This is a genomic window from Ramlibacter sp. P4_H7, assembly GCF_056400765.1.
In genome coordinates, this window is record NZ_JBFUKP010000027.1 from 14,899 (window position 1) to 29,226 (window position 14,328).

The 14,328-nt window shown below is 68.7% G+C and carries 15 protein-coding genes; 11 read left to right on the plus strand and 4 right to left on the minus strand.

Going from position 1 to position 14,328, the window contains the following annotated elements; genetic code table 11:
- The first annotated feature begins 70 nt into the window (after positions 1–70).
- Positions 71–391 (plus strand): DUF3579 domain-containing protein, encoded by a 321-nt coding sequence (locus AC1DSA_RS24245; RefSeq protein WP_477893472.1) that lies wholly within the window; start codon positions 71–73, stop codon positions 389–391.
- Between the two features lie 100 nt (positions 392–491).
- Here the strand turns inward: AC1DSA_RS24245 and rpsT are convergent, their stop codons facing one another.
- Positions 492–794, minus strand: a complete 303-nt coding sequence (rpsT, locus tag AC1DSA_RS24250; RefSeq protein ID WP_477893473.1) for a 30S ribosomal protein S20 — start codon at positions 792–794, stop codon at positions 492–494.
- A gap of 116 nt (positions 795–910) precedes the next feature.
- On the opposite strand from rpsT, the gene murJ reads away from it, so the two are divergent.
- Together murJ and AC1DSA_RS24260 are read left to right on the plus strand one after the other, a co-directional pair.
- Positions 911–2,476, plus strand: a complete 1,566-nt coding sequence (gene murJ, locus AC1DSA_RS24255; RefSeq protein ID WP_477893474.1) for a murein biosynthesis integral membrane protein MurJ — start codon at positions 911–913, stop codon at positions 2,474–2,476.
- A gap of 66 nt (positions 2,477–2,542) precedes the next feature.
- Positions 2,543–3,397, plus strand: a complete 855-nt coding sequence (locus AC1DSA_RS24260) for a SirB1 family protein (protein WP_477893475.1) — start codon at positions 2,543–2,545, stop codon at positions 3,395–3,397.
- Here AC1DSA_RS24260 and AC1DSA_RS24265 read toward each other — a convergent pair whose 3' ends face one another.
- The 3 genes from AC1DSA_RS24265 to purM form a co-directional block, all read right to left on the minus strand.
- Positions 3,398–4,153: a nucleotide-binding protein gene (locus tag AC1DSA_RS24265; RefSeq protein ID WP_477893476.1), complete on the minus strand. Its 756-nt coding sequence runs from the start codon at positions 4,151–4,153 to the stop codon at positions 3,398–3,400.
- Between the two features lie 121 nt (positions 4,154–4,274).
- On the minus strand, positions 4,275–5,462 hold the full coding sequence (locus AC1DSA_RS24270) for an MFS transporter (protein ID WP_477893477.1): 1,188 nt from the start codon (positions 5,460–5,462) through the stop codon (positions 4,275–4,277).
- An 8-nt stretch (positions 5,463–5,470) separates the two neighbouring features.
- A complete protein-coding gene (gene purM, locus AC1DSA_RS24275) occupies positions 5,471–6,505 on the minus strand; it encodes a phosphoribosylformylglycinamidine cyclo-ligase (RefSeq protein ID WP_477893478.1) in 1,035 nt (344 codons plus the stop codon).
- Between the two features lie 94 nt (positions 6,506–6,599).
- On the opposite strand from purM, the gene AC1DSA_RS24280 reads away from it, so the two are divergent.
- The 8 genes from AC1DSA_RS24280 to AC1DSA_RS24315 all read left to right on the plus strand — a co-directional run bounded on the left by AC1DSA_RS24280 (position 6,600) and on the right by AC1DSA_RS24315 (position 14,327).
- Positions 6,600–7,670: an AI-2E family transporter gene (locus AC1DSA_RS24280; protein ID WP_477893479.1), complete on the plus strand. Its 1,071-nt coding sequence runs from the start codon at positions 6,600–6,602 to the stop codon at positions 7,668–7,670.
- Between the two features lie 10 nt (positions 7,671–7,680).
- Positions 7,681–8,355 (plus strand): DnaA regulatory inactivator Hda, encoded by a 675-nt coding sequence (hda, locus tag AC1DSA_RS24285; protein WP_477893480.1) that lies wholly within the window; start codon positions 7,681–7,683, stop codon positions 8,353–8,355.
- A complete protein-coding gene (locus tag AC1DSA_RS24290) occupies positions 8,352–9,032 on the plus strand; it encodes an HAD family hydrolase (protein ID WP_477893481.1) in 681 nt (226 codons plus the stop codon). Before hda ends, AC1DSA_RS24290 begins: the two co-directional genes overlap by 4 nt.
- On the plus strand, positions 9,029–10,597 hold the full coding sequence (pcnB, locus tag AC1DSA_RS24295) for a polynucleotide adenylyltransferase PcnB (RefSeq protein WP_477893482.1): 1,569 nt from the start codon (positions 9,029–9,031) through the stop codon (positions 10,595–10,597). Before AC1DSA_RS24290 ends, pcnB begins: the two co-directional genes overlap by 4 nt.
- Positions 10,598–10,607: 10 nt before the next feature.
- Positions 10,608–11,093 (plus strand): 2-amino-4-hydroxy-6-hydroxymethyldihydropteridine diphosphokinase, encoded by a 486-nt coding sequence (folK, locus tag AC1DSA_RS24300; protein WP_477893483.1) that lies wholly within the window; start codon positions 10,608–10,610, stop codon positions 11,091–11,093.
- Between the two features lie 46 nt (positions 11,094–11,139).
- A complete protein-coding gene (atpE, locus tag AC1DSA_RS24305; protein ID WP_477893484.1) occupies positions 11,140–11,382 on the plus strand; it encodes a F0F1 ATP synthase subunit C in 243 nt (80 codons plus the stop codon).
- A 156-nt stretch (positions 11,383–11,538) separates the two neighbouring features.
- Positions 11,539–13,329, plus strand: a complete 1,791-nt coding sequence (locus AC1DSA_RS24310) for a sensor histidine kinase (RefSeq protein WP_477893485.1) — start codon at positions 11,539–11,541, stop codon at positions 13,327–13,329.
- 14 nt (positions 13,330–13,343) lie between these two features.
- Positions 13,344–14,327, plus strand: a complete 984-nt coding sequence (locus AC1DSA_RS24315) for a response regulator (protein ID WP_477893487.1) — start codon at positions 13,344–13,346, stop codon at positions 14,325–14,327.
- Position 14,328 lies beyond the last annotated feature (1 nt).

Consider the following 14,328-nt stretch of genomic DNA (forward strand, 5'->3'; position numbering starts at 1 on the left):
TTATATAAGATAGAATACTTGTGCGCTGCAGCAAGGCCTCGACGGCCGCCCCGGCGCGCGCATCCGCACCATGGTTTCCCGCACCGCCAGAGAAGTGTTCATCCAGGGCATCACCCGGGATGGGCGTACCTTCCGCCCGAGCGACTGGGCCGAGCGGCTGGCCGGCGTGATGAGTTCCTTCCGGCCGGGTGGCGCCCAGCCCGGCAGCCACCTCAACTATTCGCCCTGGTGCATCCCCACGGTCATCGAGGGCGTGAAGTGCGTCATCGTCCACCGCGACCTGCGCGACTACGAGCCCATGGCCTGGGACTTCGTCATCAACTTCGCCAAGGACAACGACCTCACGGTCTCCGAGGACCAGTTCCGGCCGTTCGAGAAGTCGGCCAAATGAAAAAACCGCCCGAAGGCGGTTTTTCACTTTTTGCTTGCTGGCAGCGCACCCGGTTCAAACGGCGCGAGCCTTGCGGCCCGCGGGCTGACCCGACTGGGTCTTAGGCGGCGGCGGCCTGGAGGGCCTTCACCTTGGCCGACAGGCGACTCTTGTCGCGGGCGGCCTTGTTCTTGTGGAAGATGCCCTTGTCGGCCACCGTGTCCACGACGGATTGCGCCTTGGCGAACAGTTCGGTCGCCTTGGCCTTGTCACCCGCGGCGACCGCCTTCTCGACGTTCTTCACCGCGGTACGGTACTTGGAGCGCAGCGAGGTGTTCGCCGCGTTCAGCTTGACGTCCTGGCGCGCGCGCTTGCGGCCGGATGCCAGGCGGGGGTTCTTCTTCTTGGGTTTGGCAGATGCCATGTGTGTTCCTTAGATGTCTGAGGATGATGCCAGCAAAGCCCGCAATTATAGCCCGCGGCCTTGTCCTACGCCCGGCGCGGGGCAAGGGCCGCAACGGCAGGGCTACACTTGAAGCGGTGAGCCTGTTCAAAGCCGCCTCCACCGTCTCGGTGCTGACCCTCGCATCGCGCGTGACCGGCCTGGTCCGGGACGTGCTTTTCGCCTCCTTCTTCGGGGTCAGCGCACTCACCGACGCCTTCTACGTCGCCTTCCGCATCCCCAACCTGTTCCGCCGCATCTTCGGCGAGGGCGCCTTCAGCCAGGCCTTCGTGCCCGTGCTGGCGGCCGTGCGCACCACCGAGGGGGAGGAGGGCGCCAAGCGCCTGGTCGACCATGTGTCCACGGTGCTGCTGTGGACGCTGGTCATCCTGTGCATCCTGGGCGTGGTCGGCGCGCCGTTGATGGTCTGGGCCCTGGCCAGCGGATTGCGCAAGACGCCGCACGCCTACGACGCGGCCGTGCTCATGACGCGCTACATGTTTCCCTATATCGGCTTCATGTCGCTGGTGGCGCTGGCGGGCGGGATCCTCAACACCTGGAGGCGCTTCGCCGTGCCGGCCGCGTCCCCCGTCCTCCTCAACCTCACGCTGATCGGCTCGATCCTGCTGGCGGCACCCTGGTTCCAGCGCCTGGGCATCGAGCCGATCTATTCGCAGTGCATCGGCGTGATGCTGGGGGGCGTGCTGCAACTGACCATCCAGTTCCCCGCCCTGCGCCGCATCGGCATGCTTCCACGCGTCGGCGTTGCGGTGGGAGCCCTGCGCGCCTCGTGGAAGGACCCGTCCACGCGCAAGATCCTGGGGCTGATGCTGCCGGCCCTGCTGGGCGTCAGCGTCGCCCAGATCTCCCTGCTCATCAACACGCAGATTGCGTCCTACCTGCCCTCGGGGAGCGTCAGCTGGCTCAACAACGCGGACCGCCTGATGGAGTTTCCCACCGCGCTGCTGGGCGTCGCACTGGGTGTGGTCCTCATGCCGCAGCTGGCGGCGGCACGCGCCGGCAACGACCCGGAGCGCTACACCGCCCTGCTGGATTGGGGACTGCGCCTGGTGGTCCTGCTGGCCATCCCGAGCTCGGTCGCGTTGCTGGTGTTCGCGGCGCCGCTGGTGGCGACGCTGTTCCACTACGGCGCGTTCAAGGACAGCGACGTCGGGCAGGTCGCCTTCGCGCTGGCCGGCTACGGCACCGGCCTGCTGGGCCTGGTCGCCATCAAGGTGCTCGCCCCGGGCTACTACGCGAACCACGACATGAAGACGCCGATGAAGTTCGCGATCGTCGCGCTGGTGATCACGCAGCTGCTGAACGTCGCGCTCGTGCCATTCTTCAAGCATGCGGGCCTGGCGCTGTCGATCGGCCTGGGCGCTCTCGTCAACGCGGGCACCCTGCTGGTCGGATTGCTGCGCCGCAAAAGCTATCGGCCCGCGCCCGGCTGGGGCATCTTCGCACTACAGGTGTTTGCCGGAGCCGCCCTGCTGGGCGTGTTCCTGACCTGGGCGGCGCACAGTTTTCCCTGGACCGCATGGCGCGGCGAACCCTGGAAACGCATCGGCATGATGGCCGCGACGCTTGCCGGCGCGGGCGTCATCTACTTCGGCGCGCTGATGGCCGCGGGCGTGAAGCTGCGCCAGTTTGTCACGCGCTGAGCACACACGGGGCGGCCGTACCCGCACCGGCTTGACGCGCTCTTGCCCGTCCATTACAACGACCGCATGTCGTCGTACCAATTCACCTCACCAACGGCGCTGGAGTACTTCCGGACGCTGGTGCAGACCGACGAACAGTTCCCCTTGCTCGAAGCCGCCGCCAGCGTGGCGCAGGACGAGTACCCCGACCTCGACCTGCAGACGGTGCTCGGCGACGTCGACCAGCTGCTGGCACGCCTGAAGCGGCGCATCCCCGCCGACGCGGCGGCACTGCAGAGGCTGCGCACGCTCAACCAGTTCTTCTTCCGCGATCTCAGCTTCGGCGGCAACGTCAACGACTACTGCGATCCGGACAACAGCTACCTCAACGTGGTGTTGCGCACGCGGCGCGGCATCCAGATCTCGCTGGCGGTGCTGTGGATCGAGCTCGCGCAGGGCATCGGGCTGCATGCGCGCGGCGTCTGCTTCCCCGGACACTTCATGGTGAAGGTGAACCTGCCGAAGGGCCAGGTGGTGATCGACCCCTTCACCGGCCAGTCGCTGTCGCGCGAGGAACTGTCCGAACGCCTGGAGCCCTACAAGCGGCGCAGCGGCCTGGTCGACGAATTCGAGGTCCCGCTGGGGCTGTACCTGCAGGCGGCGCCGCCGCGCGACATCCTGGCGCGCATGCTGCGCAACCTCAAGGAGATCCATCGCGCCCAGGAGGACTGGCAGCGCCTGATCGCGGTCCAGAACCGGCTGCTGATCCTGCTGCCCGATGCGTGGGCCGAGTACCGCGACCGCGGCATCGCGCACGCGGAACAGGGCCACGCGGCGCTGGCGGTGGAAGACCTGGAGACCTACCTGGTCCACGCGCAGGACGCGCTCGACATCGACGCCATCGCCGACCGCGTGGCCGACCTGCGTCGCGCGATGCAGTGATCAGGCGGGCGTGGGCCCGCCCAGCAACGCTCCCCGTCCCGCTTCGTTGAGGGGAAGGCCGCCCAGCACGGTGGTCCGCCGAACCTGCAGCACCGGTTCCCGCTTGCTCTCCGCCACCGCCACCGGCATCAACACGGGGTGGAGCCAGTCCAGGATGGGCTGCCACTGGGCCAGGTCGGCCGCCACCTTCTCGGGCGGCAGGTCGAACAGCGTGAGGCCATGCTCCAGGCTCTTCACATAGAGCTGCGTTTCGCGCAGCACGCCCGCCATCGGCACCTTGTGTTCCTCGGCCCACGCGCGCAGCATCGGCCCGGCCGTGGTGCGGCCATCGACGCGCATGCCGACCGTGGCCACGCGGCACTGCCCCTTGGCGACCCGCGGCAGCGTGTGCAGTTCGGCCAGGCACTGCGCCGCCGATTCGCGATCGAACAGGGAAGGACACACCGGCAGCACGATCGCGTCAGCGAACATCACGATGCGCGCCAGCTCGAAGCCGTGCAGGCCGCCGGGGGTGTCCAGCACGACGTGCGTGATGCCGGTCGGCACGCGCAGAACGTTCTTCTGGTCGATGGTCCACGGCGCGATGCCGGGCAGCGAGGGATCGCGACGGCGCAGCCAGCCGCGGCTGGACTGCTGGCGATCGATGTCGCCCAGCATCACCGACAGTCCGCGGCGCGCGCACCAGGCCGCGACGTGCGCGGCAAAAGTGCTCTTGCCGCTGCCTCCCTTGCGATTCACGACGGCGACGACTGGCATGGATCCCTCCTTGGGCGAGGAGCCAGTGTGCGGTAGCGGCGCCGCAGCCGTCCAGCGACGCAGAGGCCTTTGCTGCGTCGCGGTTGGCAGCGACGCAACGCGTCGCGCCGCCCGTCCGCCGCTAGCTGCCGCCTGTGTCGGCGGGGGCTTTCCAGGCCAGCACGGCGAGCGCCAGCAGGCTGATGGCGGCGCCGGCGATGAAGGTGCTGGCGCCGCCCAGGCGGTCCCACAGCAGGCCCGCGAGCGCGCTGGCCACCAGCAGCGCGAGCCCGCTCGCCAGGTTGAACACGCCGAACGCGGTGCCGCGCAGCGACGGCGGCGCGGTGTCCGCCACCATCGTCGCGAGCAGGCCCTGCGTCAGCGCCATGTGCAGTCCCCACAGCGCGATGCCGCCCCACAGGACCGCCCCGTGGTTGGAGGCGGCGAGCAGGACGTCGCCCGCCACCAGCACGACCAGGCCGATGCCCAGCAGCTTGCGATGCGACATGCGGTCCGCCAGCTTGCCGAAGGGGTAGGCGCCGACGGAGTACACGACGTTCATCGCGATCAGCACCAGCGGCGCCCAGGCCACGCCCAGCCCGCCCTCCTGCGCGCGCAGCACCAGGAAGGCCTCGCTGAAGCGCGCCAGCGTGAACAGCGCGCCGATGCCGACCACCCACCAGTAGGGCGTGGCCAGCTGGCGCAGGTTGTCGCGGCGGATGGGGTTCACGCGGACGGCGCCCGCCGGCTTGTCCGGTTCGCTCACGCCGATGGCGAGCAGCGCCACCGACAGCACGCCGGGGATCACCGCCACCCAGAAGATCGCGTGGAAATCATTGGCCCACAGCAGCATCAGCCCGATCGCCACCAGCGGCCCGAGGAAGGCGCCCACGGTGTCCAGGGCCTGGCGCAGTCCGTAGGCCGCGCCGCGCTGCTCCGGGTGCACCAGGTCGGCCACCAGCGCGTCCCGCGGCGCGCCCCGCATGCCCTTGCCGACCCGGTCGATGAGGCGGGCGGCCAGCACCATGCCGGTGGTGGTGGCCAGCGCGAAGAGGGGCTTGGAAGCAGCGCCCAGGCCGTACCCGAGCACGGCCAGCGGCTTGCGCCGGCCCATCCAGTCGCTCCAGGCGCCCGAGAACACCTTGACGATGAGGGCGGTGGCCTCGGCCGCGCCCTCGATCAGGCCGATGGCCAGCATGCTGGCGCCCAGGCCGGTGGACAGGAAGACGGGCAGCAGGCTGTGGATCATCTCCGAGGAGACGTCCATCAGCAGGCTGACGAAGCCCAGGGCCCAGATGCCGGCGGGCAGCCGCGAGCGTGCGGGCGCCATGGCCCGCGTCAGGCCACCTCGACGGGCGCGCCGTTGCCGCGCGGGGCGATGCGGCCGATCTCGTGCACCGACTCGCCGGCCTCGCGCAGGGACTGCGCGACCGCGGCGGCCTGGCCCGGCGCCACCACCACCACCATGCCGATGCCGTTGTTGAAGGTGCGGTTCATCTCGTGGTCGTCGATCGCCGCCGTCGCCTGCAGCCAGGCGAACAGCTCCGTGCGCGGCCAGCTGCCGGCGCGTAGGTGCGCCGCCAGGCCGTCGGGCAGCACCCGCGGGATGTTCTCCAGCAGGCCGCCGCCGGTGATGTGGGCCAGCGCCTTGATGCCCGCGTGCTGGGCCAGGGCCGCGAGCACCGGCTTCACGTACAGGCGGGTCGGTTCCATCACCACCTCGCGGAAGGGACGTCCGTCCAGCGTGGCGGGCAGCTGCGCGCCCGCGCGCTCGATGCATTTGCGCACCAGCGAGAAGCCGTTGGAGTGCACGCCGCTGGAAGCGAGGCCCAGCACGATGTCGCCGGCCTGCACGTCGCGGCCGGTCAGGATCTTCGATTTCTCGACGGCGCCGACGGCGAAGCCGGCCAGGTCGTACTCGCCGGGCGGGTACATGCCCGGCATTTCCGCCGTCTCGCCGCCGATCAGGGCGCAGCCGGACAGCTCGCAGCCGCGGGCGATGCCGCCCACCACGGCGGCGGCGGTGTCCACGTCCAGCTTGCCGCAGGCGAAGTAGTCGAGGAAGAACAGGGGCTCGGCGCCCTGCACCAGCACGTCGTTGACGCTCATGGCCACCAGGTCGATGCCCACCGTGTCGTGCATGTTCCACTCGAAGGCCAGCCGCAGCTTGGTGCCCACGCCGTCGGTGCCGCTCACCAAGACCGGCTCCTTGTAGCGCTTGGGGACCTCGAACAGCGCGCCGAAGCCGCCGATGCCCGCGAGCACGCCTTCGCGCATGGTTTTTCTGGCCAGCGGCTTGATGCGTTCGACCAGCGCATCGCCGGCATCGATGTCGACACCGGCATCCTTGTACGAGAGGGGGGAAGCGTTCATGCAGTGGGGGAGCCGGGGCGATCAGCGCCGACCGATAGAATTTGCGCTGGATTTTACTTGCCGGAACCCCGCAGGGCCGGCCTTCCCCCCGCGCATGCAATTCACCCCTACCCAGAAACGGGCCGCGGCCTGGACGGCGATCGCCCTCCTGGCGGTGTTGCTGCTGCGGGCGCTGGGCCCGGTGCTGACGCCTTTCCTGGTCGCCTCCGTGCTCGCTTATGCGCTCACTCCGCTGGTGGACCGGCTGGACGAGCTGGGCGACGGCCGCATTCCGCGCCTGCTCGCTGTCATCGTGGTGGAACTGCTGTTCATGCTGGCGGTGCTGTGCGTCGTGCTGCTGATCGTGCCGGTGCTCGCCAAGGAAGTGCCGCTGATGCGCGAGCAGATTCCCCAGTTGTTCGACCGGCTGCATGCCACGATTTCTCCCTGGCTGGCGCAATTCGGCCTGCGCATCTCCCTGGACCTCGCCAGCCTGCGCCAGCAGCTGGTGGAGTACCTGCAGTCCAACTGGGGCGACAGCTTCGGCTCGGTCTGGTCGTCGCTGAAGATCGGCGGCAGCGTGGCCCTGGCCCTGGTCGGCAATGCGGTGCTGGTGCCGGTCGCGCTGTTCTACCTGCTGCTCGACTGGAAGGACCTCGTGCGCCGCGTGCTCCAGCTGGTCCCGCCGCGCGCGCGGCCCGGCGTGGACTCCTTCACCTCGGAGGCCGACCAGGTGCTGGGCCAGTACCTGCGCGGCCAGATCCTGGTGATGGTGACGATGGCGGTGTTCTACAGCACGGGGCTCGCCCTGTTCGGGCTGGAACTGGCGTTGCCGATCGGCGTGTTCACGGGGCTTGCGATGTTCGTGCCCTACGTCGGATTCGGCATCGGCCTGGTGCTGGCCGTGCTCGCCGGACTGCTGGAGTTCGCGTCGGCCAAGGCCTTCGTCATGGTCGGCGTGGTGTACGGCCTCGGGCAGGTGTTCGAAGGCTTCTACCTGACGCCGCGCCTGGTCGGCGAGCGCATCGGCCTGCACCCGCTGGCGGTGATCTTCGCGCTGCTGGCGTTCGGCCAGCTGCTCGGCTTCGTCGGCGTGCTGATCGCACTGCCGGCCAGCGCGGTGCTGCTGGTGGCGATCCGGCGCATGCGCACCGGCTATTTCGCCAGCCGCCTCTACCAGGGATGAGGCCCGTTCCATGAAACAGCTTCCCCTGGACATCGGCCTGGCGCGGGCGCCCAGCCTGGCGAGCTTCCTCGCCGGGCCGAACGAGGCGGCCTGGAAGCACCTGCAGCTGTGGGCGGGCAGTCCCACCCGTTCGCCCGTGCCGACCTACCTGTGGGGCGCGCCGGGCAGCGGCAAGACCCACCTGCTGCTGGCGGTGCAGGAGAGCCTGCGCGAGCAGGGCGCCAGCGCCGGCTGGCTGGACCCCTCCATGGCCGAGCCGCCCGCCTTCGACGAGCGCTGGGCCGTGGTGCTGATGGATGACGTGCAGCGCTACAGCGCCGTGCAGCAGCACGCTGCTTTCAGCTGGTTCGTGCAGGCGCAGGCGCTGCAGCGCGGCGTGCTCGCGGCGGGCGCGGCCCCACCGACCCACCTGCAACTGCGCGAAGACCTGCGCACCCGCCTCGGCTGGGGCCACGTGTTCCAGCTGCACGTGCTGAGCGAGCCCGACCGGCGGGCCGTGCTCCGGCAGGCCGCGGACGCGCGCGGCGTGTTCCTGAGCGACGAGGTGATGGACTTCATCCTGCACCGGTTCTCGCGCGACCTGGGCAGCCTCATGCAGCTGCTGGAACACCTGGATGCCTATGCGCTGCAGACCCAGCGCGCCATCACCATTCCCCTGATCAAGTCGATGCTGGAGAACGAGTGACCCGCCGGCGCCTCACCCTCTTCGACCTCGACCACACGCTGCTGCCGATCGATTCGGACTACGCCTGGGGCGAATTCACGCAGCAGATCGGCTGGACCGATCCTGTCGCGTTCAAGCGAAGCAACGACGCCTTCTACCAGCACTACATCGCCGGGACGCTCGACGTGCACGACTACGTGCGCTTCGCCGTCGAGGCGCTGCGCACGCGCGGCCCTGCGGCCTACGAGCAGGCGCACGCGCGCTTCATGCGCGAGTGGATCGAACCGGCGCTGCGGCCCGCCGCACTCGATTTGGTGCGCGGCCACCAGCAGCACGGCGACACCGTGGCCATCGTCACCGCCACCAACGAGCTGGTCACGCGACCCATTGCCGCGGCTTTCGGCGTGCCGGAGCTGATCGCCGTGGAGCTGGAGCGCGACGCCTCGGGCTGGATCACGGGCGAGATCGCCGGCGTGCCGTCCATGCGCGAAGGCAAGGTGGTGCGCGTGAGCCAGTGGCTAGCCGCCCGCGGTCTCGACTGGCTTGATGTGGAATCCACCTTCTATTCCGACTCGATGAACGACCTTCCGCTGCTCGAGCGCGTGGAGCATCCCGTCGCCACCAATCCGGATCCGCGGCTGCGGACGGTCGCGCTCGAGCGCGGCTGGCGCATACTCGACCTCTTCCCTACCAAATGATCAAGAAGTTCATCGACACGCTCATCGCCGGCGCCACCCGCCGCAAGCCGAAGTTCGGCAAGCGCCAGGAGGTCGGCCCCGAGCAGCACGCGATCGACCCCACGCTGGTGGACGAACGCGCGCTGAGCGTGGTGCACACGCTCAAGGAAGGCGGCCACGAGGCCTACATCGTCGGCGGCGCGGTGCGCGACCTGCTGCTGGGCCTGCGTCCCAAGGACTTCGACGTCGCCACCAACGCCACGCCGGAGCAGGTGAAGAGCCTGTTCCGGCGCGCCTTCATCATCGGCCGGCGCTTCCGCATCGTGCACGTGGTGTTCGGCCGCGGCCGCGAGCACGAGGTGATCGAGGTCTCCACCTTCCGCGCCTACCTGGACAACGCCCAGGCCGAGGCCGTCAGCGGCAACGAACGCACCAGCAAGAGCGAACTGGCGGGCATGCACCACGCCGTGGACGCGTCGGGCCGGGTGCTGCGCGACAACGTCTGGGGTCCGCAGGAAGAGGACGCGGCGCGCCGCGACTTCACCATCAACGCGATGTACTACGACCCCGAGCGTCGGATCGTGGTCGACTACCACGGCGGCATCACCGACGCGAAGAAGCGCCTGCTGCGCATGATCGGCGACCCGGTCACCCGCTACCGCGAAGACCCGGTGCGGATCATCCGCGCCGTCCGCTTCATGGCCAAGCTGGCGGCGCTGGGCTTCAAGTTCGAGTCCAAGACGAAGTCGCCGCTGATTCCCAGCCTGCCGCTGCTGTCCGAGGTGCCGCAAAGCCGGCTGTTCGACGAGATGCTCAAGCTGCTGCAGACCGGCCATTCGCTGGCCACGATCGAGCAGCTGAAGATCCTCGGCATGGCGCGGGGCATCTACCCGCTGCTGGACCTGATCGTCGAGCGCGCCGAGCAGCCCTTCGTGCGCGCCGCGCTGCAGGACACTGACCGCCGCGTCGGCGAGGACAAGCCGGTGGCGCCGAGCTTCCTGCTCGCCTGCGTGCTGTGGTCCGACGTTCGCGACGGCTGGCAGGGCCGCCTCGCGCGCCGCATGCATCCCTTCCCGGCGCTGCAGGAGGCGATCGACGAGGTCTTCGAGTCCCGCATCGGCGACATCTCCGGCCGCGGCAAGCTGGGCGCGGACATGCGCGAGATCTGGATGATGCAGCCGCGCTTCGAGAAGCGCGCCGGCCACACCGCCTTCAGCATGGTGGAGCAGCCGCGCTTCCGGGCCGCGTTCGACTTCATGCGCCTGCGCGCCGACATTGGCGAGGTCGACGTGGTCCTCGCCGACTGGTGGCAGGAATTCAGCCAGGCCAGCGACTCGCTGCGCGAGGACCTGGTGGCGGCGCTGCGCGACGAGCAGCGCAAGCAGCCCCGCGTTCGCCGCGTGAAGCCGCAATCGCAGGAGGGCGAGCGCGAGCCGGCGCCGGTGTCCGCGCCCGCCGAAGCCGCGGATGGCGAGACTGCGTCCGGCGACGCCCCGCGCAAGCGGCGCCGCCGCCGTCGCAAGCCGGCGGGGCAGGGCGGCGGCGATGCCCAGCGTCCGGCTTCTTCCGGAGCCGACGCGGACTGAAGGCGGCGCCATGCGCGAGCCGGTGACCGCCTTCATCGGCCTGGGCGCCAACCTGGGCGATCCGCAGCGGGCACTGGCGCAAGCCCTGCAGGGACTGGCGACGCTCGCGGACAGCGAACTCGTGCGCAGCTCGCGGATCTACCGCAGCGCTCCCGTGGACGCGGGCGGTCCGGATTATTTCAACGCAGTGGCGGAAGTCCGCACGCGGCTCACCGCGCCCGAACTGCTGCGCGCGCTGCAGGCCCTGGAGCAGGCCGCCGGCCGCGAGCGTCCCTACCGCAACGCGCCGCGCACGCTGGACCTTGACCTGCTGTTGTACGGCGACGCTTGCATCGCCAGCGGAGCCCTGACGGTGCCGCATCCGCGCATGCGTGAGCGGGCCTTCGTGCTCCTGCCGCTGGCGGAGCTGGCGGCGGAACGCGTCCACCCCGACGACCTGCGGGCCGTGGCCGGGCAGCGCATCGCGCCATTACCTCCTGCGTCATCGCCGGCATGACCGTGGACCGGCACCATGGGTGCAGGTTCAACACAAGGAGGTCACCATGACAGACATCGGTCTCATCGCCGTCGCGTGCGGTCTCATCATCGGCCTGGGCGCCATCGGCGCCTGCCTGGGCATCGGCGCGATGGGCGGGCGCTTCATCGACGGGGCGGTGCGGCAGCCGGAGATGATGGAGCCGCTACAGACCAAGATGTTCCTGCTGGCCGGCCTGATCGATGCCAACTTCCTGATCGGCGTGGGCGTCGCAATGATGTTCGTGTTCGCGAATCCGTTCGCGAAATAGTTCACGGCGCGGCCGGCGGCATTCCTGCGGACAGGAACGTCCTGGCCTCTTTTTTCCCGGGTTCGATAAGATGAAAGGCCTCATTACAAGGTGTAAGTGCGTTTTCATAATCTGGCACAGGCCTTGCTCAACCATGGGCAAATCGAGGAGCAGGCCGTGGACAAACCCTTTCGACTGGTTCGCCATTTCACGCTGGCGAGCATCGGCCTGTTTGCCGCGGTTGCCGCGGCGCTGGGCTATTTCGAGCGGCAGCAGGGATCCTTCTTCGAGCAGGTGCAGAGGCAGGAACTGGCCTTCGTCAACCAAGTGCAGGAGCGGTTCGCCCGGCAGCAGGAAGCCGCGGCGCGCGCAGACCTGCTGGCGGCCCACGAGAACGGAAACGTCGACCTCACGCGGGTGTTCGCCAATTCCCTGTGGGAGAAGGACTTCGCCCCGTTCGTGGCGAGGGTGGCGGCGGTCCCGGTGGACGGGTGCCGCGCCATTCCCGACGTCCAGGGTGCCGACGGCAGGAGCTCCATGCCCGAGGAGAGGAAGGCGTGCTTCGGACAGGTTCGCACCACGATCCAGGCGCTGCCCGGTTTCCTCGAACTGGATGCGAAGGTGTTCGACACCATGCGCCACACCTCGGTGTTCAAGATCAAGGTGTTCGACGCGCGGGGGATCACGGCCTACTCCTCCGAACATGCGCAGATCGGCGAGGACAAGGCCGGGAACGCCGGCTGGCAGGGGGCCAGCAAGGGCACACCGCGCAGCGAACTCACCCACCGCGACAGGTTCAGCGCCTTCGAGGGCGTGGTCGAGAACCGTGACCTGATCTCCAGCTACCTGCCGGTGCACGCGCGGGGCGGCCAGGAGGTCGTGGGGGTCTTCGAGGTGTATTCGGACGTGACGCCGCTGCTCGCACGGGTCAAGGCCACCTCGGCCGCCATCACGGCCACGGCACGCAGCAACGAGGCCAGCATGCAGCAGGTGTCAGCTCGCAATCTCGAAGTAGTGGACTCGATGTCGGCGCGCGGCCTGGCGATCGTCGGCGTGCTGATGGCAATCCTGTTCTTCGCACTCTTCGCGCTGGTGCGCCGCGCCGAGTCGATCCTGGTCCAGCAGGCGCGGCAGCGCGAGATCGACTACCAGCAGCTGACGCAGTCCGAAAAGATGGCCTCGCTCGGCCAGATGGTGGCGGGCGTGGCGCACCAGCTCAACACGCCGCTCGCCTTCTCGCGCAGCAACATCAGCATGGCGATCGACGGGCTGAAGTCCTTTCTGATGCCGCTCAAGGTTGCGCACGCCTTTGCCCAGGCCGTGCGCAAGAGCGAGGGGGACGCGGTCACGGTCAACGTGCGGGGATGGCGGCCGCAACTGGAGACGCTGGAAGACGTCAGCGGCGACGTGGCGACCCTGACCGAGATGCTGGACGACACGCTGCAGGGGATCGACCAGATGCACGACCTGGTGGAAAACCTGCAGGACTTCACCCGGCTGGATCGTGCCAAGATCACGCAGTTCGACCTCAACAAGGGACTGCGCACGGTGACCTACATCGCCCGCAGCGCGATGCCGAACCGCGTGCACGTGAGGGAGGAATACGGGGAACTCCCGCTGGTGGAGTGCAATCCTTCGCAGCTCAACCAGGTGTTCCTCAATCTCATCAACAATGCCGCCCAGGCCATTCCCGGCCACGGGCAGGTGACCGTGCGCAGCAAGCTGGATGGCGATCGCGTGCGCGTGGATGTGGTGGACACAGGCACGGGCATCCCGGAACATGCCCAGTCCCGCATCTTCGAGACCTACTTCACCACCAAGCCCCGGGGCGAAGGCACCGGTCTCGGACTGCCGATCGTGAAGAGCATCGTCGAGCAGCATGGCGGCGAGGTGCGGTTCCGGACGCGGCTCGGCGAAGGCACCACATTCAGCGTCTTCCTGCCGCTCAACCTGCCCGAGGCGGCGTGACGCCGATGACCGCCATGACCACCACGAAGATGGCAACCGTCCTTTGCGTCGACGACGAACCGAACATCCTGCGCTCGCTGCACTGGATGCTGCGCAAGGAGTTCCACGTGATGACGGCGCCCGACGGGCCAACGGCGCTGGAGATGTTGCGCAAGCACGACTTCGACGTCATCGTCTCCGACCAGCGCATGCCCGGCATGATGGGCTCCGAGTTCCTTCACGAGGCCTGCGCGCTGGCGCCGCGCGCGATGCGCATCCTGCTGACTGGCTATTCGGACATGCAGGCCATCCTGCTGTCCATCAACGAGGGCGAGGTGTTCCGGTTCGTGCACAAGCCCTGGTCCAACGACGAACTGAGCCGCACTGTGCGGGAAGCCGCGCTGATCGCCCGGACGCAGCCTGCGCCGCCTGTGCCGATCGCGGCGCAAGCGGAGGCGGCCAGCACCTGTGGCGAGCGGATCCTGGTCCTCGACCAGGATCCGCACCTGCTGGAAGTTCTGCAGCAGGTGGCTTCGCCCGGCACGCAGTTGTGCCCTGCTCAATCTCTCTCCGGCGCGATCGCCGTGCTGGATGCCGGGCGTGTGGCGGTGATGGTCAGCGAAACGCGGCTGGGCCGCGTCGACACCACCCCCTTGTTGAAGCTGCTGAAGCAGTCGCGCCCCGAAATCGTCACCATCGTGATCAGCGAGGACAGTGACGTGGATACTGTCGTGAAGCTGATCAACCAGGGGCAGATCTACCGCTTCATCCCCAAGCCGGTGAAGCCGAATTTCCTGCGGATCATGCTGGCCTCGGCAGTGCACAAACACCAGGCGCTGGCGAAGGAACCGGGCTACGCGCGCCGCCACCAGGTCGACAAGGTGCCGCCCTCGCTGCGCGACAAGCTGCTCGCGGACGTGCAACGCGAAGTGGATCGCACCCCTGCCGGGTTGGCCCTGGGCGGCGCCTCCTTCATCGAGCGACTGGGCGACAGGATGCGGCGGATGTTCGCAGCCTGAG